This window comes from Geobacillus genomosp. 3 (genome assembly GCF_000445995.2).
Lineage (GTDB): Bacteria > Bacillota > Bacilli > Bacillales > Anoxybacillaceae > Geobacillus.
In genome coordinates this window covers 1720300-1747250 of record NC_022080.4, presented here as the reverse complement: position 1 = coordinate 1747250, position 26951 = coordinate 1720300, and the positions used below count along the sequence as shown (strand labels likewise).

Sequence of the window (26951 nt, the reverse complement as noted above, 5' to 3'; positions counted from 1 at the left end):
AGTAGGTAGCAAGAAGCTTAGACAGATGAAACGAAGGAGTTTCGTTATATGAAAATAGAAACGATCGCATCGCTTGTGAAAGAAAAACGAATCATCGACGCCCTCGCTGAGGTGCGGCCATATCTTGAAACGACCGGGCCGTTTCATTGGCGGTCGCTGCTCGGGGCATGGGACAATGTGGAACCGTTTCAGGCGCTCATCCGCTTGTTCGATTATGCGCTCATGTACCGCCATAGCGGACTTGTCGCCCGGTATGCCCATCGCAAGTTCAACACGCTGCAGACGCTCGCTTGGATGTGTGACGAGTGGCTCGATCAACGCCGGCCGCTTGATGTCGAGGACGCGCTCATGCCGCGGCTTTCGGCCGCGCTCGAAGACAAGAAGGACGAGTCCGATGAATCGATCGCCCGAGCGGCGTTTGCGTTGGTGCGCGCTTTGCTCGATATGCAGCGGATCGACGAGGCGCGCAAATGGATGGAGGTGGTCGCCCGTTATGAAGTTGTACCAATGAACGATAAATGGGGCTATTTTTATATGGAAACGGGCGACCGGAAACAGGCGGAACACGTTCTCCGCGCCGGACTGAACGATCCGGAGCGCGGCGATATGTGCTATTTGCTTCTCGCTGATTTGTACGCGCTTGACGGCCGCCACGACGAAGCGCTGGCGGCGTTGGAAGAAGGAAAGCGGCGGTTTCCGCAAGTGTTGGCGTTTGACGCTGAGCGCGTGCGCCGCCTGCGCGATGTGCGCGCTTACCGGGAGGCGCTTATGGCGATGGAGGAGCTGGACCGGGTGAACCCGTTTCATATGCACCGCCGCTATTTTGCTCATATGCGCGCCGAGTTGTACTACCGGCTTGGCGAATGGGAGAAGCTTCAATCGCTTGTGAGAGAAGAGCCGCCATTGGAAAAAACGCCGTATGCCCGCGCCCTTAGGCGGCGAGACGAGCGGGCGGTCGCGCTGCCGCTTGTGCCGGTCGTGCAAAAGCATAACTATTGCGTGCCGGCGAGTTTGGAAATGATGCTTCGCTTGCTCGGCGCTCCGCGGACGCAAGATGAGGTGGCCGAGCATATTTTTGATGTGCGCGGCTCAAAGTTGTCAACGACCGTTCATTATTTGGAACAACTCGGGTTTGTTTGCCGCTTTTTCACCGGCTCGCCGCCGCGTTGGAAGCGGCTTATTGACGAAGGCGTGCCCGTGCTGCTCAGCGTCGATTACGAGCAGTCGTCCCATGTGCAAGTGCTGTTCGGCTACGACGAACGAATGCAGTCGTTTTACGTTCAAGATCCGAACTTCTTTGACCCGTTTGTCGTCCCAGAAGAGGAGCTCGAAACGTGGTACGCCGGAACACATTATTTGTCGATTGTTGCGCTTCCCCGGGAAAAAGCGGCGCTTGCCGCCGCGCTCCCGGAAGAGGAAGACCGCTATTTCCGCGGGTTGCACGCGTTGGCGGAAAAAATGGATGAGGATGAACAGGCGCATTTTGATGCATTCGTCGCCTTTTTGCGCAAGCATGAGCACATCCCGTACACATGGCTGTATGTGATGAAGCATTTTGGCAGCGATGAGGCGAAGCCGCTTGTATTGGAGTGTACGAATCGTGTTCTAACGGAATACCCCGGGCATAACGATTTGCTGCTGATGGCGGCGAAAGCCTACATGCATGCCCAAGAAATAGAGCGGGCGGAAGAGGTGCTCGAGCGGGTGAAAGGAAAGGCGCAAAGTTCGTTGTACCACTATTTGCGCGGCCGCATCGCCTTTTTTGCCAGCCGTTATGAAGAGGCGGCCCGCTATTTCCGGACTTCGCTCCAGCTTGATCCCGACCAGCCGGAAGTGTGGAGCTATTTTGGACTCGCGCTGGCGTATGCCGGTCAGATCGAAAAGGGGCTGCTCGGGTCGCGCACGGCAGTCCGTTTGTACCCAGGGGATGTGTTTGTCGAAACGAATCACGGTGTGCTGTTGTTTCATGCGAAGCGATTTGTGGAAGCGCGCGACTGGTTTGACCGCCTCGTGCGCCGCGAGCGGCGTGATGCGTATCTTTGGTATGAGCGGGCCCGCTGCGACCGGGAGCTCGGCCGCCGGCGCAAGGCAGAGCGCGGCTTTCAGGCGGCGAAAGCGCTCGACCCGCGCGAACCGCACCCGTACTTGGCGCTTGCCGACTTATATGCCGACCTTGGCGAACGCCAAAAGGCGAAGGCCATGCTTGAAGAAGCGCTTTCCGCCGCGGAACGATTGGCGCCGCTATACGTCCGCCTTGGCGATCTTTATTTAGAGGAAGGCGAGACGGAACAAGCGGTTTCGTGCTACCGGGAGGCGATCCGCCATGATGGTGAGGACGTGTTCGCGCATCTCGGTTTGGCGGCCGCCCTTGCAGAACGCGGGGATATGGATGAGGCGCGCCGGTATGTGATCGAGCAGCGCACCCGGTTTGCCGCCAACAGCGAATATTGGCTGAACGCGGGAAGATGGCTGATCGCTCACGGGTTCGCCGATGAGAAAACAGAACGGGAAACCGCATTGTCATGGTTGGAGGAGGGGCTGCGCCTCGCTGAGTTTGACGCCGAGGAAGCGTACGAATTTTATATTGAGCAGTTAACAACACCCGCCCTTGTGAAGCGCGGCCAGGCGTTTTTGGCACAACTTGTCTCGGCTCGCCCAAAACTCGCTTCAGCCCATTCCGCTCTCGGCGTCCTTTATGAGCGGCAAGGACGGCCGTCGAAGGCTATGGGGTTGTACCGCGAAGCTGCCGCCATGGGCCATGCGTCTTCTCTCTTTCGGCTGGCGGAACTGTGCGCCTCGCTCGGCCGATACGAAGAGGCGAAACGCCATTATGAAACGTGCCTGGCGGCCGACCCGTCGCTTGCTCTCTGCCATTTTCGTTTGGCTGCGCTCGATGAGGCAGAGGGAAATGAAGAACGGCAGCGCGCGCATTTGCTTCAGGCGGTTCGCCTTGCCCCGTTGCGCGCAAATATTGAACAGCTGGCAGCGATCATCGACCCCCAGGCGCTGCTTCAGGCGTTGGCTGACGCCCGTCCGCACGCGGGGGATGCGTGGTACTATGACAGCATCGGATACGTGTATGGAGCGCTCGGGCGCCGCGATCAAGAAAAGGCGGCGGTCGAGAAGGCGCTTGCCCTTGCGCCGGATCATCATGAAGTGCTCCGCCATTTGGCGATGGTGCTCATGAGGGAAGGGCGCCAAAAAGAGGCGGTCAAACTGCTCGAACAGTTGATGATGCGCCATCCTGACGATGAATCGTTGTATTCGGCGTACGTCGCTCTGTTTCCGAAAACGATGCGCGGCTTAGGGAAGCTTCGCCATCGGTTGGAGCGGCTAAAGACAAGCCGTGAGGCGAAAGGCGTTATGTATCGAAACGCGGCCGCCGCCCTCCTTCCGTATTTGGAAGAGGAACAGAACGAAAACGACGAGCCGGTGCGGTGGTGGACAAAAGCGAAGAGATGGATCGGGACGGTTACCTTGTTTTCCATCGTGACCGACTTGTACGAAGACGCGATCCGCCTCAATCGACGCCATGTGGAAGTGTACGGGCAGCTCGCTCGCTTTTATGCGGCGATCGAGCTGGAGGATGATGCCATCAACACGTGGCGCAAAGCGCTCGCCCGCGTGTGGGATTCTTCATTGGCGCGTGAATTCGTCGAACACTTGTTGAAGGCCGACGATGAGAAGAAGCGCCAAGAAGCCAAGCGGTGGCTTGACCGGCTAGTAGCTGATGACCCGGACGATGTCGAACTGCGCGTGTTGCAGGCGGTCGTTTGGCTTCAAGAAGGGCAACACGAAAAAGCTGAGCGGCAGCTGCAGGCGATCGTGGCGGAAGAACCGCTCGCCCGTGAGGCGCTCATATTGCTTGGAGAGCATTATATGGAAACAGACCGCGATCAAGAAGCAGCGGCGCTTTGGGAGCGCTGCGCTGATTGGTACCCCGAGGACGAAGAATTTCACATGCACCTGGCGGCTGCTTATGAAGCAGTGAGCCGCATCGATCAGGCGCTCGCGGCAATTGAACGATGCGTTCACGCGGCTAAAGATGCTCGACTTCGCTATGAACGAGCCCGCTATCTCGCGCTGCTTGGCCGTCTTGACGAGGCGGGGCAAGAGCTTCGGGCGGCGCTGGCGGCCGATGAAAGCGGGGAGCTGGCCGTCTTGGCGGCCGACGAGCCGGCGTTTCAACGCTTAGAGCGGATATGAACCAATTGTTGCTTTTCTTTCGACTGAAAGTTTGCTATCGTAGGAAAGGGAACAATCGAAAGGCGAAAGAGAGGTGGACGCATGGAAGCGCCTATTGATTTGCTTGCCTATATGTCGCTTGTCGGTGCGCTGTGGATCATCATGAAAGGATATATGGGCGTGCACCGGGCGACGAAATCATTGTTTTATGAGCCAACGTTAGCCTCAGTTCGTGAGCGGGAGGCGGCAGGAGGCGTCAAACGAGCGGCGCTTCCATCGCGCCCCTTGTTTTTGCCGCAGCGGCGGAAAATTCCGGTCCGGGAACGGGCAAACCGGACGGATGAGGATGGAAGGCCTTCGTCTTCATCAACGTAACGCACTTTTGCTAGATGATGAAGGAGGGCTTTTCATGAAAAAATGGTTGTTTGTTCTGCTTGGTGCAGCGCTGCTTCTTTCCGGCTGCAACCGCAATGAACCGATTGACGAACATAGCCAAGGGATTTGGAACCATTATTTTGTTTATCCGATGTCGAAGCTCCTTTTGGCGCTTGGACACTGGTTCGGCGACAACTACGGCATTGCCATTATTGTGTTGACGCTGATCGTCCGGTTTTGCTTGCTGCCGCTCATTTTGAAGCAGTTTCGCGCATCGTTCGCTATGCAAAAACTGCGCCCGGAACTGTTGAAGCTGCAAGAAAAGTATAAAAGCAAAGACCCGGAAACGCAGCGCAAGCTCCAGCAGGAAATGGTGCAGCTGTATCAAAAGCACGGCGTCAACCCGGCGAGCGGCTGCCTGCCGGTGCTCATTCAAATGCCGATTTTTATGGCGCTTTATTACGCGATTTCGCGGACGCAGGAAATTAAAACGCATTCGTTCTTATGGGTCGAGCTCGGCCATCGCGATCCGTATTTCATTTTGCCCGTTTTGGCGGCGCTGACGACGTTCATTTCACTTCGTCTCTCGCCGTCAATGACCGAAGAACAACTGCCGCAACTAGCGATGATGTCGTACATCATGCCGGTCATGATTTTTATCGGCGCCAGCTCCGTCCCATCGGCGCTGTCGCTTTACTGGGTTGTCGGCGGCTGCTTCTCGATCATCCAGTCGCTCATTTTGCGCAGCCAGCTGAAGGCGGCGAAAGCGGCGGAAAACAACTAACACCATGATAAATGTCCCCTGTCTGCTTTCCAAACAAGAGAGCAGGCAGGGGATGCTTTTTGTTTCAGGCTATGGCTATACAATGATGATGGCAACTATTCGTAAAGACCATTCGTCAGAAAGGAAGCGCTTTTCCACTGAGCGATGGAAGGCGAGTTTTGCATCATCGAATCGCTTTCTTATGCCATCTTCTGCTTGCCCAGATTTTGCATGCTGGAGTAGAGTAAAAGTATAGCAGTGGCCATGTACAGCCCAACCCAACCCGTTTGTTAGACAAATACGTAGGAGGGATTTTCATGAAGAGAGCACTCATTAACATTGACTACACGGTCGATTTTATCGCCGATGACGGCGCGCTCACATGCGGCAAGCCGGGGCAGGCGATTGAGGCTGAATTGGTGCGGGTGACGAAGCAGTTTATTGACAACGGCGATTTTGTCGTCTTCGCCATTGACAAACATATGGCGGGAGACTGCTATCATCCGGAGACAAAGTTGTTTCCGCCGCACAACATTGAAGGGACAGAGGGACGAAAGCTGTACGGGGAGCTCGAGGCGGTATATCAGGCGAACAAGCATAAAGACAATGTGTATTGGATGGACAAAACGCGTTACAGTGCATTTGCTGGAACTGATTTAGAGCTGAAACTGCGGGAAAGAGGCATCACGGAGGTGCATTTGGCCGGCTGCTGCACCGATATTTGCGTCCTCCATACGGCCGTTGATGCGTACAATAAAGGGTTTCGCATCGTCGTTCACCGCCGGGCAATCGCCAGTTTCGATGCGGCGGGACACGAATGGGCGCTTCGCCATTTTCGCCATACGTTAGGCGCAGAAATAGTGGAATAATGGGGAAAACGTGATAGAATAGACGGTGAACATTGTTTTACTCGGCGGCGCAGTCATTCGTGTGTTGGAGGTAGCAGGATGAACGAAAAATATGCCGATGACAGTTTGATGCTCCATACGGACTTATATCAAATCAATATGGTCGAGACATACTGGGAAGACGGCATCCATGAGCGCAAGGCCGTGTTTGAGGTGTTTTTCCGCAAGCTGCCGTTTGGCAACGGTTATGCGGTGTTCGCTGGGCTCGAGCGGGTCATACAGTTTTTGCAGCAATTTTGTTTTTCTGACAGCGATATCCATTATTTGCGTGAAGAGCTTGGCTACCGCAACGATTTTTTGGACTATTTGCGGACGCTCCGCTTTACGGGCACGGTCCGTTCGATGCGCGAGGGGGAAATCGTATTTGCCAACGAACCGATCATGCGCATCGAGGCGCCGCTTGCCGAAGCGCAGCTGATCGAAACAGCCATTTTAAATATTATCAATTTCCAGACGCTCATCGCCACGAAAGCGTCGCGCATTAAACATATCTTGGGAACGGAGCCGGCCCTAGAGTTTGGCAGCCGGCGGGCGCAGGAGATGGATGCGGCGCTTTGGGGCGCGCGCGCGGCTTACATCGGCGGGATTGAGGCGACATCGAACGTGCGGGCCGGGAAGCTGTTTGGCATTCCGGTCGCCGGCACGCACGCCCATTCGATGATTCAGGCGTATCAAGACGAATACGTAGCGTTTCATAAATATGCACGCCGCCATAAAGACTGCGTATTTTTAGTTGATACGTATGATACGTTGAAGTCGGGGGTGCCTAACGCCATCCGTGTCGCCAAAGAACTTGGCGACCAAATCAACTTTATCGGCATCCGCATCGACAGCGGCGATTTGGCCTATTTGTCAAAAGAAGCGCGGAAAATGCTTGATGAAGCGGGATTCCCAAACGCGAAAATTTTCGCCTCTAACGATTTGGACGAAGATACAATTTTAAATTTGAAATCGCAAGGGGCGAAAATTGATGTCTGGGGAATCGGCACAAAGCTCATTACCGCGTACGATCAGCCGGCGCTCGGCGCCGTGTACAAAATGGTGGCGATTGAAAATGAAAACGGCGAGATGGTCGACACGATCAAAATCAGCGGCAACCCGGAAAAAGTGACAACGCCGGGATTAAAGCGGGTGTATCGCATCGTCAACAAAATCAACCATAAAGCGGAAGGGGATTATATCGCGTTGGAAAGCGAAAACCCGCAGCAAGAAGAGCGGCTGAAAATGTTCCATCCGGTGTATACGTTCATCAGCAAATTCGTCACGAACTTTGAAGCGCGCGATTTGCATGTGACGGTGTTTGACAACGGCCGGCTCGTATACACGTCGCCGCCGCTTCACGACATCCAAGCTTATGCAAAGGAAAGTTTGCGTCTCTTTTGGGAGGAGTATAAACGGACGCTCAACCCGGAGCAATATCCCGTCGATTTGAGCCAAGCGTGCTGGGATAATAAAATGGAAAACATCCGCAAAGTGAAAGAAGCGATCGCGCATATGTCCGCGAACGACTGAGCGCCGCATCCGGAGCATAGACAGGCTTAGAAAGCGAAGCGGCCGGGCACAATGCAGAAAAGGCCGCCGTGCCGCCAAAGAGGAAACAGATGAAGCCGGTGGCTGCGAATAAAAGGTGTCCCATCCAACGGGACACCTTTCTCTGCATGGCTAGGCCTGCTTGTTGGCCAACTGTTTATCAAGCTCGTCAACAAGCGCAGCGAAATGGCGCAAAACGCGTTCGACCGGCTCCGGGCTTGTCATATCGACGCCGGCCCGTTTGAGCAGGCGAATCGGGTCATCGGATGTGCCGGAGCGCAAAAACTGTTTGTACCGTTTCAACGCTTCGCCGCTTTGGTCGTCCTTGATATCGCTCACGATGGCGTAGGAGGCGGCCAGCGATGTTGCGTATTTGTACACGTAAAAGGCGTCGTAAAAATGCGGGATGCGCAGCCAGCCGCGCGCCGCTCCTGGATCGGCGGCGTACGCCGGGCCGTAATACGTTTTCAGCAAGTCAAGCCAAAGGCGGTTCAGTTCGTCCGCCGTCAGGCTGCCGCCCCGGCGCACTTTGTCATGAATCATCCGTTCAAATTCGGAGTACATCACTTGCGTGTACAACGTGCCACGAATTTGCTCGATTTGTTCAATGAGCAGGCGGAGCTTTTCCTCTTTTGTTTTGGCTTGCGCATACAAGTAATCGAGCATCAGCCATTCGTTCGCGGTCGAGGCGACTTCCGCCGTAAAAATCGAATGGCCGGCATAATGGTACGGCTGCGCGCGGTTTGTGTATACAGAGTGCATAGCGTGCCCGAGCTCATGCGCCATCGTCAACACGCTATCGAGCGACCCGTTGTAATTGAGCAAGATGAACGGATGGGTGTCATACGCGCTCGTGTTGTAGCCGCCGGTATATTTTTTCGGGCGCGGGTAGACATCGAGCCATCGCTCTTGAAACGCTTGCTCCACGTGTTTAATGTAGTCGGCGCCGAGCGGTGTCAGTCCTTCTAATATCCATGTTTTGGCTGTTTCAACCGGGATCGATTTCGCCGTTTTGCCGCCAAGCGGCACGTACATGTCATAGCTGTGGACGCGGTCAAGCCCGAGCGCGCGCCGCCGCAGTTCGATATAGCGGTGGAGTGCCGGCAAGTGGCGGCGGGTGGTGGCGATTAAGTTGTCGAACACTTCTTCTGGGACATCGTCGGCGGCAAGGGCGGCGGCGAGGCCGGACGGATAGCGGCGCACGTTCGCGTACAGTTCGTCCGCTTTCACGGATGCGTACAGCGTCGCGGCGGCGGTATGTTCGAGTGCCTCGTAGCTTTTCGCTTTCGCTTCAAACGCCGCTTTCCGGTAACAGCGGTCCGGATGTTGGAGCGCGGCGGCGTAGTTGCCGTCGGTTAGTGTCACCGTTTTTCCGTCCGGCATACGGACGGACGGCGGCTCGTAATCGCCGCGCGAGGCGTGGTCGTAAATGTTTTCCGCCTCGCTAAGCGCCGGCGATAGTTTCGCGAGCAGCCGTTCTTCGCGTTTCGTGAGCGTATGCGGCTTTTGTTCCCGCAGTTCGGTGAAATAATAGCGATACGGCTTGAGCAGCTTGCTTTTTTGCAGCTTGGCGAGCGTCCGCTCCGGAAGGGCGAGCAGTTCCGGCTCGATGTACGCTGTTTTTGCCGCGTATTGGGCGGCGAGCGCTTCCACTTTCGCCCCGAGCCGGGCCGCCGCCTCGTCTTCAATGTTCAGATCGCGTTTTAAATGGGCATAAAGCGACAGTTTTTCAAGCTTGCGGGCCGTTTGTTCGTTTAGGGCGAACAGTTTGGCGATCGTTTTGGCATCGTCAAGTGTACTTTCAAACGCCGCCAGTTTCGGCAGCGCGTTTTGCACTGCCTTGTAGTCGCGCATCCACTCGGCTTCGGATGGATAAATGTCGGCCAGGTTCCATTCGTATGCCATTTCGGCGGCTGCCGCCGGCCAGGGGGAGGCCAAAAGGAGTACAGCGGCGAACGAAAGAAGCCAGCGTTTCATAGGATCACGTCCTTTCCGTTTTTTTCCTCTTGTCGGTAGTATGCGCAAACGGGACGATTTTAGCCAAAAAAGAAAGGAAGACGATCATGGAACGAATTCAGTTGGCAGACGATTTGACGTTTTCCCGTCTCATTCACGGCTGTTGGCGGCTTGCGGATTGGGGATACTCGCGCGAGCAGCTGCTGTCGCTCATTGAATTTTGTCTTGAGCGCGGCATTACGACGTTTGACCATGCCGATATTTATGGCAACTACACGTGCGAATCGCGCTTCGGCGAAGCGTTGGCGTTAAAGCCGAGCTTGCGCGGGCAAATCGAACTTGTCACAAAATGCGGCATTAAGCTGCCATCGAAGTACGGGATGAAATCGTACGATACAAGCAAAGACCATATCATCGCCTCCGTCGAGCAGTCGCTCGCCCATTTCCGCACCGATTATATCGACGTCTTGCTTATTCATCGCCCGGATCCGTTCATGAACCCGGAAGAAGTGGCCGAGGCGTTTTTGAAGCTGAAACAGGACGGAAAAGTGCGCTATTTCGGCGTCTCGAACTTTAAATGTTCGCAGTGGGAAATGTTTCAGTCGTATTTGCCGTTCCCGCTTGTGACAAACCAAATCGAAGTATCGGCGTACCGCCTTGAAAATCTCGAAGACGGCACCGTTGACCTTTGTCTTGAGAAGCGTGTTCCGCCGATGGTATGGTCGCCGCTCGCCGGTGGAGCGATTTTTTCCGCTGACGATGACCGGGCGGTGCGTCTGCGCGGGACGCTTGAGCAAGTGCAAGAGGAACTCGGTGCCGGGACGATCGACGAAGTGCTGTACGCGTGGCTTCTCGTTCATCCGGCGCGGATGATGCCGATTGTCGGCTCGGGGAAACGGGAACGCATCGAGCGGGCGGTGCGGGCGCTGTCTCTCCCGCTTTCCCGCGCGCAATGGTTCGCCATTTTGCAAAGCTCTATGGGGCATGATGTGCCGTAAGGGGAGAAGCCGATGAAAGTCATTATTGCGGAAAAACCGGACCAAGGGGCGACGCTCGCCTCGATTTTTCGGACGAAAAAACGGCAAGGCTATATCGAAATTTTGCCGAATGACTTGTTTCCCGACGGGGCGTATATGACATGGGCGATCGGGCATTTGTTCCAGCTCGCCCCGCCTGAGCGGTATCGGTCGGAGTGGAAGCGATGGACGCTCAGCACGCTGCCGATCATCCCGGAACGGTTCGAGTATGAGATCGAGAAGGCAAAAGCGAAACAGTTTCATGTGGTCAAAGAACTGTTGCGAAAACCGGAAGTGACGGAAATCATCCATGCCGGCGACGCCGGGCGCGAAGGGGAGCTCATTGTGCGCAACATCATCCGGATGAGCGGCGTCCGCAAGCCGATCAGGCGGCTTTGGCTGTCATCGTTGACTCCGAAGGCGATTGAAGAAGGGTTTCGCCGCCTGCTCGATGAGCAGACGACGCGGCCGCTCTATGAAGAAGCGTACGCCCGCGCCTGCGCCGACTGGCTTGTCGGCATGAACGCCTCGCGCGTGTACAGCCTCTTGCTGAAAGAACGCGGGATGAACGACGTCTTTTCCGTCGGGCGCGTGCAAACGCCGACATTGGCCTTGATCGTCCGGCGCGAGCGGGAAATTGAGCAGTTTCGCCCTGAACCGTTTTGGGAAGTCGTCGCCTCGTTTGTCATCGGCGATAAGCGCTATGAGGGAACATGGACGGACGAAAACGGTCAAACGCGTCTCAAGGACGAGGAGACGGCGAAAAGGATCGCTGCCTTTTGCCAAGAAAAACCGGCGGAGGTGGCCGACGTCCGCACGGAACGGAAAACGTTCCAGCCGCCGCTGTTGTTCAACTTATCGACATTGCAGGCGACGGCGAACAAGCTGTACCGCTTTTCACCGAAAAAGACGCTTGATGTGCTGCAATCGCTCTACCAAAAAGGGATCGTTTCGTATCCGCGCTCTGATTCGATGCATGTGACGAAAGGGGAAGCGGAAACGTTCCCGGCGATTTTGCAAAAGTTGTCCGCGTTTCCGGCGTACGCTTCTTATTTTCCGTTGCCGCGGCCATCGATTTTACATAATAAATGTTATGTTAACGAGAAGAAGGTAACGGACCATTACGCCATTATCCCGACTGAGCAAGTAGCGGATCCAGAAAAGCTGTCGGCCGACGAGCGGAAGGTGTACGATTTGGTCGTCCGCCGCCTGATCGCCGCCCACCACCAGGCGGCGGTCATCGATTATACGACCGTCGCAACGCTCGTTGATGGCCGGGCCCGCTTTGTTTCGAAAGGAAGGCGGGTCGTCGAGGAGGGGTGGCGCGCCGTCATCCGTCCGCATGAGGAGGAAAAAGATGCGGTGCTGCCTCCGCTCGAGCAGGGCGAGGCGGGGAAGGTGGCCGCTGTAAAGGTGAAAGCAGGGAAAACCGAGCCGCCGAAACGGTATACGGAGGGTGAACTCATCACCTTGATGAAAACGGCGGGAAAATTTTTGGACGATGAGGAATTGGAAAAAGTGCTGGCCAAAACGGAAGGGCTCGGCACGGAAGCGACAAGGGCGGCCATCATTACAATGCTGAAAGAGCGGAAGTACATTGAAGTGAAAAAGAACCTCGTGTACGCGACTGACAAGGCGAAAGTGTTGATCGAGGCGCTCGGCGGCACGATTCTCGCCTCGCCGGAAATGACGGCGAAATGGGAGCAGCGCTTAAAGGAAATCGGCGAAGGGAGCGCCTCATCAGCCGCCTTTATGGAACAGGCGAAAAAGCTGGCGCAAAAAGTGGTCGCCGACGCCATCGCCGCCGCGCCAAACTGGAAATTCAGCGGACTCGATACCGCTTCGATTCAGCGGGGGAAGGCGAAAAAAACGGCAGGTGAAAAGGTCGGAACATGTCCGCTTTGCGGCGGGACGGTTGTGGATAAAGGAACGTTGTACGGCTGCGACCAGTACGCGAAAACAAAATGCCCGTTTACGATTTCCAAACGCATTCTCGGCAAATCGATTTCGACGGCCAATGTGAAAAAACTGCTTTCGCAAGGAAAGACGAATGTCATCAAAGGATTCAAGAAAGGTGCGAAAACGTTTGACGCTGCGCTTGTCTGGGACGGGAATGAGAAGAAGTTGTCGTTTCAATTTCCGAAGCGGTGACGAAAAGGCGGGCCGATGCGGACCGCCTTTTTGCCGTTTACTCCGTTCGCGGCTCTTGAATCCGCTCCATCAACCACTCCGGCTCGCCCGGCGCGGTGAAGCCGAATTGTTCGTACAGTCCGTGCGCGTCTTTCGTTGCAAGCATCACCTTGCGGACGGCGGCGACGCCGGGATGGGCGAGCACGCACGATAGCAGCCATTTTCCGAGCCCTTGCCCGCGGTACGCTTCGTCGATAAAGACGTCGCAAAGGTAGGCAAATGTTGCTCCGTCGGTGATGACGCGCGCCATGCCGATCTGCCTTTCACCGTGAAAAAGGGAGAAGCAAAGCGAATGGTCGAGCGATTTGACAATCGTTTCGCGGCTGCGCCCGTTCGCCCAGTACGAACGGGCGAGGAAGTAAACCACGCGCTCAAGCTGAACGCGGCGGCGGTCCGTCGTTACGGTAAACGGTCCGTTTTGGTAGTCGGCGATCGTCCACATGATCTTGTCCTCCCCTTTTTTTGAAGAATGAATGGAGCCAAACGAAAATGTATAAACCATAATTATATTATGTAAATACCCCCTAAAGGGCGGTCAATGACGGGGCGGTCGGCGGCACGAAGCGATGCGGGCTGGGCGGTCAGGGTAGTCGGTAAACACGCCGTCCACGCCCATCGCGCATAAGTGTTCTAGATCGTGTGGAGCGTTGACGGTATAGACGTGAACAATAAGCCCGCGGCGATGGGCGGCGCGCACCGACTTTTCAGTGACGACTGAAAACGGCAAGCCGATGCCATCGGCATAGACGGCAATTTGTTGCAACAGGGCATCCCGGCTGCTTCGTGCTTCCTTTTCGCCGATCAATTGAATGAGCGGGATGCCGCGCGGAATAAGCGGACGGAGCGCCTGCAAACTTTCTGGATGGAACGATTGAAACATGACGCTTCCGCGCTGGAGAACGCCGTGTTTTTGCAATAGGCGGGCGACCTCTTGTTCGATGCCGGGCTGTTTCGTTTCGATGTACAACGGAACGTTTACACGTTCCGCTTTCAGCATCCGAACCACCTCATCAAGCGTCGGAACGCGTTCGCCGGCAAAGCGTGGATCGAACCACGATCCGGCATCCAACTTTTTGAGCTCATGCAATGAAAAATCGCTGACCCGCCATGGCGACCGGTGCGGGTAAACCGTTTCGACATTTGTCGTCCGGGCGAGTGTTGCATCATGCAGGGCAACGAGCTTCCCGTCTTTAGTTGACCGCACATCGACTTCGATATAATCGGCATTCATGCGGGCAGAGAGGCGATAGGACGCGAGCGTATGCTCCGGCGCGTGTCCGGACGCGCCGCGGTGGGCGATGACGGCGGTTTTCGGCTGGCTGGGTGGCTGCCAAGCAGCCGAGGCCGCTAAGACGATCGGCAGCGATAACAAAAACAATGCGCAAAGATAGAAGCGAAAAACCGTGATCCGGCGCATGTCCATCTCTCCCTTTCCAAATTCAATGTATCATACTGGGAAAACGAGTGCGAGGGAAAAACGAAATGATATATGGTAGGAAAAGGACGTTTGTATCGATAGTTTCGCACACCAGGCAAAAGGATATTCAGTTTGATGCATAAAGTGCGCCATCATGCCGCATACTGTAAATGACAACAAAACGTTGGGCTATAGCCAAGCGGTAAGGCAACGGACTTTGACTCCGTGATGCGCTGGTTCGAATCCAGCTAGCCCAGCTGAATCGCCGGACGGGGCTCGTTCGTCCCGACGGCCAAAACGGCTTCCGCCATGTCGTGCGGGGCCGTTTTTTTCGTTCGCCGGAAAGCGACGGCGAGCGAATCCTTTTGTCGTTCAGCGGTCCCGCAACGACACGCATCCGATTCCCGAGCAGAAACAGCGCCACAAAAAAATGTGGAGTCGGCAGGATTTTGACGAATGATGACGAATGAAAAAAACGAAAGGGGAGAGGATCATGAAAACAGCTGATTTATGCGATCAATTTTTAGATGAGTTGCAAGTCTGTGAGTTGCCGTTTCAATCGTACGGCGGAAAACGGATGTTTTCCGGGCCGATCGCGACGGTCGACGTGTTTGAAGACAACGTTCTTGTCCGTGAAGCGCTCGAGACGGTGCCGCCGGGGACGGTGCTTGTGGTCGATGGAAAAGGCTCGCGCCGCGTGGCGCTATTAGGCGACCGGTTGGCGCAAATCGCCTGCGACCGGGGGCTTGCCGGCGTCATCATCCACGGCTGCATCCGCGATTCAGCGGAAATCGGCCGCATGCCGCTTGGCGTTATGGCGATCGGCACGTGCCCGGTGAAAAGCAAAAAAGAGGGAAAAGGCGCTCGCGATGTTGTGCTCGAGTTTGGCGGCGTCCGCTGGGAGCCGGGCGCATACGTGTACGCCGATGCGGACGGCGTTGTCGTTGCCCGTGAAGATTTGTCGGCAAAAAACGGTTGACGGCCGCCATCAAGTTGTACTACGATGAAAAAGGATGCTTGTTCCATGACAGTGTACATATGGCGAAGAACGAACAAGGTGCCTAAGCCTGCGGAAAGGCTTGGGTGAAAAGGGAAGACCGGTGAAAATCCGGCACGGTACCCGCCACTGTGATGGGGAGCTTTGCGGCAACAAGTCACTGAAGGATGCTTCGGGAAGGCGCCGCCAAGCGATGATCCTAAGTCAGGAGACCTGCCTTGTTTCGATCGGACGGATGCCTACGGGACTATAGGCAGACGTGCGGGAGAATGATGGCTGCATCAGGCCTGTTTGGGGCCGTTTATGGCTTTCGTATACATTTTTCTGCACCTCTGCGATGGAGGTGCTTTTTCTTTTGCCTGAAACCTGCCCGTCTGTCTGCATCTGAATTCTATTATTCTAGCCAAAAGGGGGGGATTCGATGGCGACATGGGACTTAACAGGGATGAAACACCATGTGTTCATCTGCAACGGAGGGACGTGCCTCCGTCATGGCGGGGACGGCGTGACAATTGCGGTCCGCGAGGAAATCACCCGCCTCGGGCTCGATGACGTTGTCCATACGACACGAACGCGCTGCAACGGCCGCTGTCAAGACGCGTGTGTCATGATCGTCTACCCGGATGGCGTCTGGTACCGGCTCATGACTCCCGAGCGGGCGAAGGAAGTCGTGCGCGCCCATTTGGGCGAGGGGGTTCCGTTGCGGGAGTGGGCGACGTATGAATACGAAAGCGGATTGGTGTTGACGCCAGCCGGTGAACGAGAGGCGCCAAGCGGAAAACGAAAAACGGAACATGGCCAGAAAGGAGCAGATAAATGAAAAGGATCATTCGATGGAGCGCGGTCGCCACTTTACTCGCGGTGTATTTTTGGATGACCAGCGAACAGGAAGCGTATGCCATGCATATTATGGAAGGCTTTTTGCCCATCAAATGGGCGTTATTTTGGTGGTTATTGTTTTTACCGTTTTTCGTGCTTGGTTTGCGCCGGCTTGTTCACACCTTAAAGCAACATCCGGAACAAAAGCTTCTGATGGCGCTTGCGGGTGCGTTTACGTTTGTGCTATCAGCGTTGAAAATTCCGTCCGTCACAGGAAGCAGTTCACATCCGACTGGAATCGGATTTGGTTCCGTTTTGTTTGGACCATGGGTGATGGTGGTGATCGGGACGGTCGTCCTTCTTTTCCAAGCAATGCTTCTCGCTCATGGAGGGTTGACGACGCTCGGTGCAAATGCTATGTCGATGGCGATCATCGGTCCGTTCGTTGCGTACGGAGTGTATCAATTGTGCCGAAAAGGGAAAATGTCCAATCGTGCCGCATTGTTTTTGGCGGCCTGCTTGTCTGATTTGGCGACGTATGTGACGACTTCATTGCAGCTCGCTTTGGCATTTCCTGCTCCAGAGGGTGGGATCATCGTTTCGCTTTTGAAATTTGCTGGTATTTTCGCGATCACCCAAGTACCGTTGGCGATAACTGAAGGCATTGTAACGGTGGTTGTCTGGAACTGGCTTGCTTCGTACCAAGCTTCTCCGTTGTTCCAAAAAGAAAAGGAGGTGTGAAAGGATGAAAAAAAATCGTTTGTTATTGTTGTTAGCTGTTTTGCTGATTATGGTGCCGCTTTGGTGGGCACGCGGATCGGAGTTTGGGGGAACAGACGATCAAGCGGAAAAAGCAATTCAGTTGCTCCATCCCCATTACCGCCCATGGTTTGAATCGATTTTCACTCCACCCGGGGGGGAAGTCGAAACATTGTTGTTCTCACTGCAAGCCGCGCTTGGTGCTGGCGTGATCGGCTATGTCATCGGGGTGTACAAAGGGAGGTCGGAGCGGAAGAGCAGTCATGATTCGCGAGTTTGACCGTTGGGCGTATGACAACCGGCTTCGCACATGGCGGGCAGAATGGAAATTGCTGCTGACGTTCGCCATGCTTTTCTTTGCCATGATCGGGGACTGGCGAGAGCAATGGCTTGTTCTTGTTGGAATGGCATATTGGACTATGGGGCGTGCACGGGTGCCGTTTTCTTTGTATGGAAAAGCCATGTTGGCTGCCAGCGCCTTTTTAGGGATTAGCTTGTTGACGTTGGTCGTATCGGTGTCCTTCCCCTTTCGGTTGTCGATCGTTGACAGCCAGTTGCAGCCAGCAGCTGAGCTTGCTATCCGTTCACTTGCCGCTTGGTCGTGCTTGTTTTTTCTCCTGGTTACGACTCCGGTGCCGGAGTTGTTTGCTGTGTTGCGGGGGATGGGGCTCCCAACAGCATTGGTTGAACTTTGTGTCCTCATGTATCGCTTCATCTTTTTGTTGGAACAGGCGGCGGCTGAGCTGATGTTGGCGTTGCGTGCCCGCAATGGGGGAAGGCATTGGCGGCACGGAGGGATGCTCATGTATCAATTGTGGATGAAAGCGTGGCAGTCGTATGAGGCGTTCAGTCGTTCGCTTGCTGCCCGCGGGGGAATGGCTTCCATTGTGTATACATCTCAACCGCCGAAAACGAATATGCACCTTGCCGACATCGCAGCCGGCGTCGTAATGGTGGTGTTGCTCGGTTTGGAATGGTGGGGAGGATGAGGGGGATTTGTTGTTGCGAATGGAACGAGTGCGATATGCCTATGATTCGACGCGCGATGTGCTTAATGGAATTGATTGGGAGATTGCGGAGCAGAAAAAATATGCGCTTATTGGACCGAACGGATGCGGAAAAACGACGCTGTTTCTCCATTTGAATGGGCTATTGCGGGCGCAAGAGGGAATCGTGTATTGGAAAGGCCGGAACATGTATGAACGCGGCGCTGATTGGGCCCAATGGCGGCGTGAAGTCGGCATTGTCTTCCAAAACCCGGAACATCAAATTCTTGCGCCGCTCGTGCGCGATGAGTTGGCCATCAGCCTCGCTCATGCCGGGATGGACATGGAAAATATCGAAGAGATGCTTGTCTCTATTGTAGAAGAATATAAGATCGATTCTTGGTTGGACCGTCCAACCCATCAATTGAGCCTCGGACAGAAAAAATGGCTGACGCTTTGCTGCACCATGGCGACGAAGCCGGATTTGCTTGTGCTTGACGAGCCGACTGCCTACTTGGATCAACACCAGACAAAACGATTTCTCGAGCAAATCGAGACGATTCATCGGGCGGGGACGACCGTGTTAATTGCCACGCATGATATGGATTTTGTCTGGCAGTGGGCGGATGTTGTCGCTGTCATGCATGAAGGGCGAATCGTGATGCAAGGGACGCCGGAAGACGTGTTTGCTGACCGCCAACGGCTTTTGGATGTTCGTTTGGATGTTCCGCTGTTTGTGCGGCTTTGGCAAGCGTGGCGACCGGAGGAAAAACAGGTGCCTCGGCGCCTTGTGCAATAGAAGAGAGAGCGTTGCTGACACCGTCGCAGAAGATTTTAACATTTTTCCGAAAGAAGTCTTCCACTTCTAAGCGAAGGGAAAGTGGGAGATGAATGTCGGTTGGCGTTAGACAACGAATAGGGTGGAATATGGCTAGAACGGACAACTTCGGAACGAAGGGAAGCGTAAAGGGTTCTTGTGTGTGGCTTACCGTTCGGCGAACACACAAGTCGCTTGAAGCCCCCACCTCTAAGCGAAGTGTAGGTGGTGGGTAGTTGGCACACGACAACTGCAGTAAACGTTTTGTTTCAACCGGCAAAGGAGGGAATGATGATGAACGGCAAACTGCTCATTATTGGCTTTGGCCCGGGAAGCGCCGACCATATGACGAAACGGGCTCGCGAGGCGATTGAAGAAAGCGACGTCATCATCGGCTACAAAACATATATTGAGCTGGTGCGCGATCTTATTGCTGGAAAAGAAATCATCAGCACCGGCATGACTGAAGAAGTGAGCCGCGCCCAGGCGGCGGTGAAATGGGCCGAGCGCGGTAAAACGGTCGCCGTCATTTCAAGCGGGGACGCCGGGTTGTACGGCATGGCCGGGCTCGTGTATGAAGTGTTGATTGAAAAAGGGTGGACGAAGGACAGTTCGATTGAAGTCGAAGTCATCCCCGGCGTTTCCGCCATTCATTCGTGCGCCGCGCTGCTTGGGGCGCCGATTATGCACGATGCGTGCACGATCAGCTTGAGCGACCATTTGACGCCGTGGGAGCTGATTGAAAAGCGGCTCGAAGCTGCGGCGGCGGCCGATTTTGTCATTGCGTTGTACAATCCGAAAAGCGGGCGGCGCACTCGGCAGATCGCGGAAGCGCAGCGCATCTTGCTTCGTCATCGGGCGCCGACGACCCCTGTTGGACTCGTAAAAAGCGCGTACCGCGAACGCCAACATATCGTCCTCACCGACTTGGCGCATATGCTTGACCATGAGATCGGCATGTTGACGACGGTCATCATCGGCAACTCGACGACGTTCGTTCATGACGGACTGATGATTACCCCGCGCGGCTACCAGCGCAAGTATCAACTCACCGCCGCCATCCAGCCGCTCAAGCCGCATGAGCGGCTGCGCAAAGAAGCGGAGCCATGGGCGCTCGATCAGACGAAGCCGCCAAAAGAGATGCCGGGGGTGTTAGGATCGTCCGAAGCGGCTGTCTTCGCTGAAAACAATCAGAAAGATCACTCGTTCACCGCCTTGGCCACCGCGGTGGCGAAGGAGGCCGAGCCAATGCCGCCGGCTTCCGGTTTGACACAGCTTTCCATACCGCCTGCCAACAAAGCGGGACAGCAGCCGGCCGCCCAGCCAAAACGGGTGAAAGAAACGGCCGAAGACGCGCTCGCCGCTTTCGAGAGACGGAGAACAAGAAAGACGACGTCCGTGCTGTTGGAAGCAGCGGTGAGCCCGGGGGTGGCCAATAAACAGTTCACCCCGGAACAGTTGATCGTGATTGCGGAAGTGGCGGGAACGGATGGAAAAATCACGTACACCCCGGATCATTACATACAGATCGAACGGCTGACGGAAGATCCAGATGGACTGATCGCCCGGCTCAAGGCCGTCGGGCTGACCGTCACGCCGGTCGGCGATGTGTTGACGGTGAAGGCGTGTGATTTTTGTGACGGGGAGAAAAAAGACGCCATTCCGTACGCCGAAGAATTGGCGCGGCGGTTAGGCGGCATGGCGTTGCCAAAAGAATTGAAGCTTGGCATCAACGGCTGCGGGATGGCGTGCTACGGGGCGGTGCGCGAAGACATCGGGCTTGTGTACCGGAAAGGGAAATTTGACTTGTTTTTGGGCGGAAAAACGGTCGGCCGCAACGCCCATCCGGGGCGGCTCGTTGCGGAAGGCATTCCGCCGGAGGAGATGGTGGCGGTTGTGACGGACATCATTGAGCAGTACAAAGAACACGCCTATCCGAACGAGCGGTTTCATAAGTTTTTCGCTCGCGTGAAACAAATCGGCCGCTTTTCGCACGAAGAGGCGAAGACGGCGGTCATGATCGAAGCACCCGCATGCGGCGACTAACCGCCAGGTTGAGCGACACGAAAGAGAGGGGAATGAACATGAGGGCCATTTTGTTTGTCGGCCATGGAAGCCGCGACCCGGAAGGAAACGAGCAAGTGCGAGAGTTTGTCGAACAGCTGCGGCCGCGCCTTGCCTCTTCCTTTCACGTTGAAACGTGTTTTCTTGAGTTTGGCCGTCCGTCAATCAGTGAAGGAATCGAACGCTGCGCGGAAGTCCGCGCAACGGAAGTGGCCGTCGTCCCGCTCATTTTATTGCCGGCCGGGCATTCCAAACTGCACATTCCGGCGGAAATTGATGAGGCGAAAAAACGCTATCCGCATATCGCGTTTCGATATGGGCGGCCGATCGGCGTTCACGAAGAGACGTTTGAAATTTTAAAAGAGAGATTGCAAGAAATCGGCGAACAGCCGGAACATCCGGACAGCGAAACGGCGGTCGTTTTGCTTGGCCGCGGGGGGAGCGATCCGGATGCGAACAGCGATTTGTACAAGATCGCCCGCCTGTTTTGGGAACAGACTGGGTATGCACTCATTGAACCAGCGTTTATGGGGGTGACAACGCCGTCGCTCGATGACGCCGTCCGCCGCTGTTTGGCGCTTGGCGCGAAACGGATCGTCGTCTTGCCGTATTTTCTGTTCACCGGCGTGCTCATGAAGCGGCTTGAGCGGCAAGTGGCACAATACCAAGCTGAGTACTCGCATATCTCATTTGCGCTTGCCGGCTATTTCGGCTTTCATCCGAAGCTTGAGGCGATCGTGCTTGACCGCCTCCACGAGGTGCTCGGCCAGGCGGTGGCGATGAACTGCGACACTTGTCAATATCGTCTGCACGCCGCCCACCACCATCATCATCACCATCATCATCATTAAAGGGGGAAAGCGTCGATGATTTTGATGTTAGCCGGAACAAGTGACGCCCGCGAATTGGCGATGATGATCCGGCAAGCTGGTTATCGCGTAACCGCGACAGTCGTCACCGACCATGCGGCCGAACAGCTCCGGTCGGCCGGCATTCGCACTTATGTCGGTCGTTTGGCTGCATCCCGGCTTGCTGAACTCGCGAAAGCCGAAGGGGCGAAAGCGATTGTCGATGCGAGCCACCCGTTTGCCGAAGAGGCGTCAAAAAACGCCATGCAAGCGGCAGCGGACAGCGGATTGCCGTACATTCGCTATGAGCGGCAATCGTCAGCCATTGCGTCCGATAAGGTGACATTTGTCGACAGCTATGGAGAAGCGGCTGATCTGGCGGCGGAAAAAGGCGGCGTTGTGATGCTGACGACCGGCAGCAAAACGCTCGACATTTTCGCCGCCCGGCTTCTCGGACGCCCAAACGTGAAGGTGATCGCCCGGATGCTGCCGCGGAAGGACAATTTCGACAAATGCGAGCGGCTCGGGTTTTCGCAAGAGCAGATCGTCATGATGCAAGGGCCGTTCACAAAAGAGCTCGACCGGGCGCTGTACCGTCATTTCGGCGTTACGGTCGTCGTCACGAAAGAAAGCGGCAAGGTCGGGTTTGTCGATGAGAAAATCGCCGCCGCCGAGGAGCTCGGCATCGACGTCATCGTCATCCGCCGCCCACGGTTGTCATACGGCATTGTGCATCACGATTTTGCCGGCGTGCTGGCGGCGTTGAAGCAACATGCACCGCTTCCGCTCGCGTAAAGCAAAAGATCGAGAGGAACAAAGAGAAAAACGGGTTCGGACTTATACGTTCGATGAAGCGAGATGTTTCGAGCTCGTTCTAGCCAAACAACAAAGAGAGGGGAGAACAGAGAATGGAGTTCCATACGACTTTCCGCCCGGTCACCGTCCAACCGGAACAAATTGAAGCGCGCAGCTTTCAAATCATTGATGAAGAAATCGGCGACCATTCGTTTACCGCTGAACAGTATCCGATTGTCCAGCGCGTCATTCACGCGTCCGCTGATTTTGAACTTGGCCAAAGCCTTCTGTTCCATCCCGATGCGGTGCGCGCCGGCATTGCTGCCATCCGCAGCGGCAAGCCTATTGTCGCCGATGTGCAAATGGTGCAAGTCGGCGTCAATCGGACGCGCCTTGCCAAATTTGGCAGTTCGGTGCACGTCTATATTTCTGATGACGACGTCATTGCCGAGGCGAAACGGCTGAATACGACGCGGGCGATCGTCGCCATGCGCAAGGCGGTCAAAGAGGCGGAAGGGGGCATTTTCGCGATCGGCAATGCCCCGACGGCTCTGCTCGAACTCATTCGCCTAATCAAGGAAGGGGAAGCGCGGCCGGGGCTTGTGATCGGCCTGCCGGTCGGGTTTGTCTCGGCAGCGGAGTCAAAAGACGAATTGGCGAAACTCGATGTGCCATTTATTACGAACCGCGGCCGCAAAGGGGGAAGCACGGTGACTGTCGCCGCCGTAAACGCCTTATCGCTGCTCGCCGAGCGAGGGTAAAACGCCATGGAAACAAAAAAAGCGTTGCGTGAAGGGTATACGACCGGATCGTGCGCGACAGCGGCAGCAAAAGCGGCGCTCACCGCACTCATCACCGGCAAGGCCCAGACGGAAGCGACGATCCGTCTGCCGATCGGGCGGGTGGTGACGTTTGCCATGGCGTCGTGCACAGTCGGCGGATCATCGGCGACAGCCTCGGTCATTAAAGACGGGGGGGACGACCCGGATGCAACGCACGGAGCGACGATCGTCTCCACGGTCTCATGGGCGCTCGATTCCGGCGTCCATATTGATGGCGGCGAAGGAGTCGGGCGCGTGACGAAACCGGGGCTGCCGGTGCCGGTCGGCGAAGCGGCCATTAATCCGGTGCCGCGCCAAATGATTCGCGAAACGATCAAGGAAGTGCTCGAACAATACGGCCTCGACCGCGGGGTGAACGTCGTCATTTCCGTGCCGGGCGGCGAGGAGATCGCGAAAAAAACGTTAAACGCGCGCCTTGGCATTATCGGCGGCATTTCGATTTTAGGGACGCGAGGCATCGTCGTTCCGTTCTCGACCGCTGCCTACCGGGCGAGCATTGTGCAGGCGCTCGAAGTGGCCAAAGCGAACGGCTGCCGCCATGTCGTCATTACGACCGGCGGGCGGAGCGAAAAGTATGCCATGAAGGAATACCCCTATCTGCCGGAGGAAGCGTTTATCGAAATGGGCGATTTTGTTGGCTTTACGCTGAAACAATGCAAACGGCTCGGCATGGGGAGAGTGTCGATGGTCGGCATGATGGGGAAATTTTCGAAAGTCGCTCAAGGAGTGATGATGGTGCACGCCAAAAGCGCGCCGATCGATTTTGGTTTTTTGGCGGCCCTTGCCGAGCAGGCCGGCGCTTCTTCCGAGCTGGTGGCGGCGGTGCGTGAAGCGAACACGGCGGCGCAAGTCGGCGACATGATGCAAGAAGCCGGTTGTACGAAATTTTTTGAGCTGCTCTGCGAGGCGTGCTGCCGGGCCGCCCTTCGGGAAATCGGGGGCGGACTGGTAGTGGCGACATCGATTTACACGATGAGCGGACAACGATTAGGAAAGGCGGTGCAAGCAGATGGGGACGATGAAACTGATCGGCGTGGGGGCTGACGGGCCGGCGAGTCTTCCCGATTTGTACAAGCGATGGATCATGGAAAGCGACCTGCTTGTCGGCGGCGAACGCCAGCTTGCGATGTTTCCGGAATACAAAGGAGAAACAATGGTCATCCGCCGCGGGTTGGCCGAGCTTGTCGAGCGGCTGCGCAACGAGACGCGCAATGCGGTCGTGTTGGCGTCTGGCGACCCGCTCTTTTACGGTATCGGCAGCTATTTGGCCGGCAAATTGCCGATTGACGTCTACCCGGCGGTCAGCTCGGTGCAATGGGCGTTTGCGAAACTAGGCGAGGCGTGGCAAGATGCGGCGTTTGTCAGCGTCCATGGCCGTCCGTTAACAGGCTTGGCGCAACGAATCGACGGGCGGCGCAAAGTCGCGGTGTTAACGGATGAGGCGAATTCGCCGGCGGCTATTGCCCGCTATTTGTTGGCATATGGCATGACCGAGTACGAGGCGTTTGTCGGCGAGGAACTCGGTGGCCCGAACGAGCGTTGCCGCCTGCTTTCGTTAGAAGAGATGGCCGAAACCGAGTTTCTTCCATTAAATATAGTCATTTTGCGGCAAATAGCGCCAAGCCCGGTTTGGCCGCTTGGCATTGATGATGACGAGTTTTGCCAGCGCAAGCCGGACAAAGGATTGATTACGAAAAAAGAAATCCGGGTCCTAAGTCTAAGCGCCTTGCGTTTGCGGCCGGACAGCGTTGTTTGGGACATTGGCGCATGTACCGGCTCGGTGGCGATTGAAGCGGCGAAAATCGCCCGCGACGGCGCCGTGTTTGCGATTGAAAAAAACGAACAGGACATCGAACGTTGCCGGCAAAACTTGCGCAAGTTCCGCGTCGACATCACGCTCGTGCACGGCAAAGCGCCAGACGGGCTTGATGCGTTTGCCGACCCGGACGCCATTTTTATCGGCGGCACATCCGGCGCGATGGCGCCATTGCTGGATGTGTGCTGCCGGCGGCTGAAACGAAACGGGCGCATCGTCATCAATGCGGCGACGATCGAGACGCTCGCTGAAGCGTGCCATGGTTTGCGGGCGCGCGGGTTTCAGGTCGACGTGACGCTCGCCCACGTGTCGCGAAGCAAGCCGATTTTGGATTTGACGCGCTTTGAGGCGCTCAATCCGGTGTACATCATTGCCGCAAAGCGGGAGGGAGAGGAATGACGGGAACATTATATGGCATCGGCGTCGGCCCCGGAGACCCGGAGCTGATGACTGTAAAGGCGTACCGCCGCCTAAAAGAGGCGGAGGTGATCGCCTATCCAAAAAAAGGGCGGCAAGCCAAAAGCTATGCGGAACAAATTATCGACGCGTACTTTGCCCCGGATGAAAAGCGACGGCTTGGGCTCCATTTTCCGATGACAAAAGACCCGGCTGTGCTGGAGCCGAAATGGAACGAAGCAGCAGACGCCATTTGGACGGAACTGTCAGCCGGGCGCGATGTGGCGTTTGTCACCGAAGGCGATCCGCTCTTGTACAGCACGTTCATCCATTTGATGCATGTGATGGAGCGACGCTATCCGGACGCGCCGATCGAAGTCGTCCCCGGCATCAGCTCGGCGAACGCCGCCGCCGCCCGGCTTCGCCTGCCGCTTGCGGACGGCGATGAGCAAGTGGCGATCGTGCCGGCGCGTGACGACGATGAGGCAATGAAAGCCGCGCTTCTTGCACATGATTGTGTCATCTTTTTTAAAGTAGCGAAAGTGATCGACTTGATGATCCGTCTCCTTCGCGAGCTCGATTTGCTTCATCGGGCGGCGGTGGTGACGAAAGTGACGTCAAGTGAAGAAGTCATTTGGGACGTTGAGCGGCTCGAAGGGGCAGAGCTCGAATATTTGACATTGCTGGTGGTGAGAAAGTGAAACTGTACATTGTCGGAGCGGGGCCGGGGGCGCCGGATTTGATCACCGTTCGCGGCGCTGAGCTGTTGGCCGCGGCGGACGCCATTTTTTACACCGATTCGTTGGTGAGCGACCAGTTGATTGAGCGCTACCGGAAGCCGGAGGCGGAGGTGTTTCATACGGCTGGCATGCATTTGGAACAAATGGTGGCGATGATGGCCGACAAGGTGAGGCAAGGCCGGCTCGTCGTCCGCGTCCATACCGGCGACCCGGCAATTTACGGGGCGACGCTCGAACAAATGGCTTTGTTAAAACGAGAAGGGATCGATGTGGAAATCGTCCCTGGCGTCAGCTCGGCGTTTGCGGCCGCGGCCGCTGTGCAGGCCGAGCTCACCGTCCCGGAATTGACGCAGACGGTTATTTTCACCCGCGCCGAGGGGCGGACGCCGGTGCCGCCGCGTGAGAAGTTGCAGGAACTCGCCCGCCACCATTGCACCCTCGTCCTTTTTTTAAGCGCGACGTTGGCGAAAAAAGTGAGTGCGGCGCTGCTTGACGCCGGCTGGAGCGGTGATGCGCCGGTGGCGGTTGTCTATAAGGCGACATGGCCGGACGAGATCATAATTCGCTCAACGGTGGCGACATTGGCTGACGATATGCGGCGCCACGGCGTGACGAAGCACGCCATTATATTGGCCGGCTGGGCGCTCGATCCGCATATTCATGAACAAGGCTACCGTTCGAAGCTGTATGACCGGACGTTTACGCACGGATATCGAAAGGGGGAGGTGTAAG

The 26951-nt window shown here is 56.0% G+C and carries 24 protein-coding genes, 1 tRNA gene and 1 riboswitch; of the genes, 22 read left to right on the top strand and 3 right to left on the bottom strand.

Annotated features, from left to right (window positions below):
* The first annotated feature begins 48 nt into the window (after nt 1-48).
* The 5 genes from M493_RS08720 to M493_RS08700 all read left to right on the top strand — a co-directional run bounded on the left by M493_RS08720 (nt 49) and on the right by M493_RS08700 (nt 7743).
* Entirely contained in the window at nt 49-4206 is a 4158-nt protein-coding gene (locus M493_RS08720) for a bacteriocin-processing peptidase family protein (protein ID WP_020959950.1), read from the top strand.
* Between the two features lie 81 nt (nt 4207-4287).
* Nucleotides 4288-4560 (top strand): hypothetical protein, encoded by a 273-nt coding sequence (locus M493_RS08715; protein ID WP_020959949.1) that lies wholly within the window; start codon nt 4288-4290, stop codon nt 4558-4560.
* Nucleotides 4561-4594: 34 nt separating this feature from the next.
* Nucleotides 4595-5344: a membrane protein insertase YidC gene (gene yidC, locus M493_RS08710; protein ID WP_020959948.1), complete on the top strand. Its 750-nt coding sequence runs from the start codon at nt 4595-4597 to the stop codon at nt 5342-5344.
* 296 nt (nt 5345-5640) lie between these two features.
* Nucleotides 5641-6192: a cysteine hydrolase family protein gene (locus M493_RS08705; protein WP_020959947.1), complete on the top strand. Its 552-nt coding sequence runs from the start codon at nt 5641-5643 to the stop codon at nt 6190-6192.
* A 78-nt stretch (nt 6193-6270) separates the two neighbouring features.
* Nucleotides 6271-7743, top strand: coding sequence for a nicotinate phosphoribosyltransferase (locus M493_RS08700; RefSeq protein WP_020959946.1), 1473 nt, complete (start codon nt 6271-6273; stop codon nt 7741-7743).
* A gap of 150 nt (nt 7744-7893) precedes the next feature.
* Here M493_RS08700 and pepF read toward each other — a convergent pair whose 3' ends face one another.
* The gene (pepF, locus tag M493_RS08695) at nt 7894-9738 is read right to left on the bottom strand and encodes an oligoendopeptidase F (protein WP_020959945.1); all 1845 of its coding nucleotides are present in this window, start codon (nt 9736-9738) and stop codon (nt 7894-7896) included.
* 86 nt (nt 9739-9824) lie between these two features.
* Here pepF and M493_RS08690 point away from each other — a divergent pair, with 86 nt between their 5' ends.
* Both M493_RS08690 and M493_RS08685 read left to right on the top strand, forming a co-directional pair.
* The gene (locus tag M493_RS08690; RefSeq protein ID WP_020959944.1) at nt 9825-10715 is read left to right on the top strand and encodes an aldo/keto reductase; all 891 of its coding nucleotides are present in this window, start codon (nt 9825-9827) and stop codon (nt 10713-10715) included.
* A 12-nt stretch (nt 10716-10727) separates the two neighbouring features.
* Nucleotides 10728-12884, top strand: a complete 2157-nt coding sequence (locus M493_RS08685; protein ID WP_020959943.1) for a DNA topoisomerase III — start codon at nt 10728-10730, stop codon at nt 12882-12884.
* 37 nt (nt 12885-12921) lie between these two features.
* Here M493_RS08685 and M493_RS08680 read toward each other — a convergent pair whose 3' ends face one another.
* Nucleotides 12922-13365: a GNAT family N-acetyltransferase gene (locus M493_RS08680; RefSeq protein ID WP_023817625.1), complete on the bottom strand. Its 444-nt coding sequence runs from the start codon at nt 13363-13365 to the stop codon at nt 12922-12924.
* A gap of 93 nt (nt 13366-13458) precedes the next feature.
* Entirely contained in the window at nt 13459-14340 is an 882-nt protein-coding gene (locus M493_RS08675; RefSeq protein WP_020959941.1) for a glycerophosphodiester phosphodiesterase family protein, read from the bottom strand.
* A gap of 185 nt (nt 14341-14525) precedes the next feature.
* Here M493_RS08675 and M493_RS08670 point away from each other — a divergent pair.
* From M493_RS08670 to cobM, 15 genes are all read left to right on the top strand, one after another.
* A tRNA-Gln gene (locus tag M493_RS08670) sits at nt 14526-14597 on the top strand.
* 236 nt (nt 14598-14833) lie between these two features.
* Nucleotides 14834-15319 (top strand): ribonuclease E activity regulator RraA, encoded by a 486-nt coding sequence (rraA, locus tag M493_RS08660; RefSeq protein WP_020959940.1) that lies wholly within the window; start codon nt 14834-14836, stop codon nt 15317-15319.
* 59 nt (nt 15320-15378) lie between these two features.
* Nucleotides 15379-15573, top strand: a riboswitch (cobalamin riboswitch).
* 185 nt (nt 15574-15758) lie between these two features.
* Nucleotides 15759-16157, top strand: coding sequence for a (2Fe-2S) ferredoxin domain-containing protein (locus tag M493_RS08655; protein WP_020959939.1), 399 nt, complete (start codon nt 15759-15761; stop codon nt 16155-16157).
* The gene (locus M493_RS08650) at nt 16154-16897 is read left to right on the top strand and encodes an energy-coupling factor ABC transporter permease (RefSeq protein WP_020959938.1); all 744 of its coding nucleotides are present in this window, start codon (nt 16154-16156) and stop codon (nt 16895-16897) included. The genes M493_RS08655 and M493_RS08650 overlap by 4 nt, the downstream gene beginning before the upstream one ends.
* Before the next feature lie 4 nt (nt 16898-16901).
* A complete protein-coding gene (locus M493_RS08645; RefSeq protein ID WP_020959937.1) occupies nt 16902-17195 on the top strand; it encodes an energy-coupling factor ABC transporter substrate-binding protein in 294 nt (97 codons plus the stop codon).
* Entirely contained in the window at nt 17179-17904 is a 726-nt protein-coding gene (gene cbiQ / locus M493_RS08640; RefSeq protein ID WP_020959936.1) for a cobalt ECF transporter T component CbiQ, read from the top strand. Before M493_RS08645 ends, cbiQ begins: the two co-directional genes overlap by 17 nt.
* A gap of 19 nt (nt 17905-17923) precedes the next feature.
* On the top strand, nt 17924-18700 hold the full coding sequence (locus M493_RS08635; RefSeq protein WP_020959935.1) for an energy-coupling factor ABC transporter ATP-binding protein: 777 nt from the start codon (nt 17924-17926) through the stop codon (nt 18698-18700).
* Nucleotides 18701-19012: 312 nt separating this feature from the next.
* Nucleotides 19013-20764, top strand: coding sequence for a precorrin-3B C(17)-methyltransferase (cobJ, locus tag M493_RS08630; RefSeq protein WP_020959934.1), 1752 nt, complete (start codon nt 19013-19015; stop codon nt 20762-20764).
* 38 nt (nt 20765-20802) lie between these two features.
* On the top strand, nt 20803-21633 hold the full coding sequence (locus M493_RS08625) for a sirohydrochlorin chelatase (protein WP_020959933.1): 831 nt from the start codon (nt 20803-20805) through the stop codon (nt 21631-21633).
* 15 nt (nt 21634-21648) lie between these two features.
* Nucleotides 21649-22425: a precorrin-6A reductase gene (cobK, locus tag M493_RS08620; protein ID WP_020959932.1), complete on the top strand. Its 777-nt coding sequence runs from the start codon at nt 21649-21651 to the stop codon at nt 22423-22425.
* A gap of 113 nt (nt 22426-22538) precedes the next feature.
* Nucleotides 22539-23186 (top strand): precorrin-8X methylmutase, encoded by a 648-nt coding sequence (locus M493_RS08615; RefSeq protein ID WP_020959931.1) that lies wholly within the window; start codon nt 22539-22541, stop codon nt 23184-23186.
* A gap of 6 nt (nt 23187-23192) precedes the next feature.
* Nucleotides 23193-24311 carry a cobalt-precorrin-5B (C(1))-methyltransferase gene (locus M493_RS08610; RefSeq protein ID WP_020959930.1) on the top strand — a complete coding sequence of 373 codons (1119 nt, stop codon included), beginning with the start codon at nt 23193-23195 and terminating at the stop codon, nt 24309-24311.
* Nucleotides 24277-25482 carry a precorrin-6y C5,15-methyltransferase (decarboxylating) subunit CbiE gene (cbiE, locus tag M493_RS08605; protein ID WP_020959929.1) on the top strand — a complete coding sequence of 402 codons (1206 nt, stop codon included), beginning with the start codon at nt 24277-24279 and terminating at the stop codon, nt 25480-25482. The genes M493_RS08610 and cbiE overlap by 35 nt, the downstream gene beginning before the upstream one ends.
* Nucleotides 25479-26180 carry a precorrin-2 C(20)-methyltransferase gene (gene cobI, locus M493_RS08600; protein WP_020959928.1) on the top strand — a complete coding sequence of 234 codons (702 nt, stop codon included), beginning with the start codon at nt 25479-25481 and terminating at the stop codon, nt 26178-26180. Before cbiE ends, cobI begins: the two co-directional genes overlap by 4 nt.
* Nucleotides 26177-26950, top strand: coding sequence for a precorrin-4 C(11)-methyltransferase (gene cobM, locus M493_RS08595; RefSeq protein ID WP_020959927.1), 774 nt, complete (start codon nt 26177-26179; stop codon nt 26948-26950). The genes cobI and cobM overlap by 4 nt, the downstream gene beginning before the upstream one ends.
* The last annotated feature ends 1 nt before the right edge of the window (nt 26951 follow it).

Bases quoted from the DNA above. Each gene is read 5' to 3' on its own strand.
- M493_RS08720 (WP_020959950.1), top strand. From the start codon at position 49: ATGAAAATAGAAACGATCGCATCGCTTGTGAAAGAAAAACGAATCATC.
- M493_RS08715 (WP_020959949.1), top strand. From the start codon at position 4,288: ATGGAAGCGCCTATTGATTTGCTTGCCTATATGTCGCTTGTCGGTGCG.
- yidC (WP_020959948.1), top strand. From the start codon at position 4,595: ATGAAAAAATGGTTGTTTGTTCTGCTTGGTGCAGCGCTGCTTCTTTCC.
- M493_RS08705 (WP_020959947.1), top strand. From the start codon at position 5,641: ATGAAGAGAGCACTCATTAACATTGACTACACGGTCGATTTTATCGCC.
- M493_RS08700 (WP_020959946.1), top strand. From the start codon at position 6,271: ATGAACGAAAAATATGCCGATGACAGTTTGATGCTCCATACGGACTTA.
- pepF (WP_020959945.1), bottom strand. From the start codon at position 9,738: ATGAAACGCTGGCTTCTTTCGTTCGCCGCTGTACTCCTTTTGGCCTCC.
- M493_RS08690 (WP_020959944.1), top strand. From the start codon at position 9,825: ATGGAACGAATTCAGTTGGCAGACGATTTGACGTTTTCCCGTCTCATT.
- M493_RS08685 (WP_020959943.1), top strand. From the start codon at position 10,728: ATGAAAGTCATTATTGCGGAAAAACCGGACCAAGGGGCGACGCTCGCC.
- M493_RS08680 (WP_023817625.1), bottom strand. From the start codon at position 13,365: ATGTGGACGATCGCCGACTACCAAAACGGACCGTTTACCGTAACGACG.
- M493_RS08675 (WP_020959941.1), bottom strand. From the start codon at position 14,340: ATGCGCCGGATCACGGTTTTTCGCTTCTATCTTTGCGCATTGTTTTTG.
- rraA (WP_020959940.1), top strand. From the start codon at position 14,834: ATGAAAACAGCTGATTTATGCGATCAATTTTTAGATGAGTTGCAAGTC.
- M493_RS08655 (WP_020959939.1), top strand. From the start codon at position 15,759: ATGGCGACATGGGACTTAACAGGGATGAAACACCATGTGTTCATCTGC.
- M493_RS08650 (WP_020959938.1), top strand. From the start codon at position 16,154: ATGAAAAGGATCATTCGATGGAGCGCGGTCGCCACTTTACTCGCGGTG.
- M493_RS08645 (WP_020959937.1), top strand. From the start codon at position 16,902: ATGAAAAAAAATCGTTTGTTATTGTTGTTAGCTGTTTTGCTGATTATG.
- cbiQ (WP_020959936.1), top strand. From the start codon at position 17,179: ATGATTCGCGAGTTTGACCGTTGGGCGTATGACAACCGGCTTCGCACA.
- M493_RS08635 (WP_020959935.1), top strand. From the start codon at position 17,924: ATGGAACGAGTGCGATATGCCTATGATTCGACGCGCGATGTGCTTAAT.
- cobJ (WP_020959934.1), top strand. From the start codon at position 19,013: ATGAACGGCAAACTGCTCATTATTGGCTTTGGCCCGGGAAGCGCCGAC.
- M493_RS08625 (WP_020959933.1), top strand. From the start codon at position 20,803: ATGAGGGCCATTTTGTTTGTCGGCCATGGAAGCCGCGACCCGGAAGGA.
- cobK (WP_020959932.1), top strand. From the start codon at position 21,649: ATGATTTTGATGTTAGCCGGAACAAGTGACGCCCGCGAATTGGCGATG.
- M493_RS08615 (WP_020959931.1), top strand. From the start codon at position 22,539: ATGGAGTTCCATACGACTTTCCGCCCGGTCACCGTCCAACCGGAACAA.
- M493_RS08610 (WP_020959930.1), top strand. From the start codon at position 23,193: ATGGAAACAAAAAAAGCGTTGCGTGAAGGGTATACGACCGGATCGTGC.
- cbiE (WP_020959929.1), top strand. From the start codon at position 24,277: ATGGGGACGATGAAACTGATCGGCGTGGGGGCTGACGGGCCGGCGAGT.
- cobI (WP_020959928.1), top strand. From the start codon at position 25,479: ATGACGGGAACATTATATGGCATCGGCGTCGGCCCCGGAGACCCGGAG.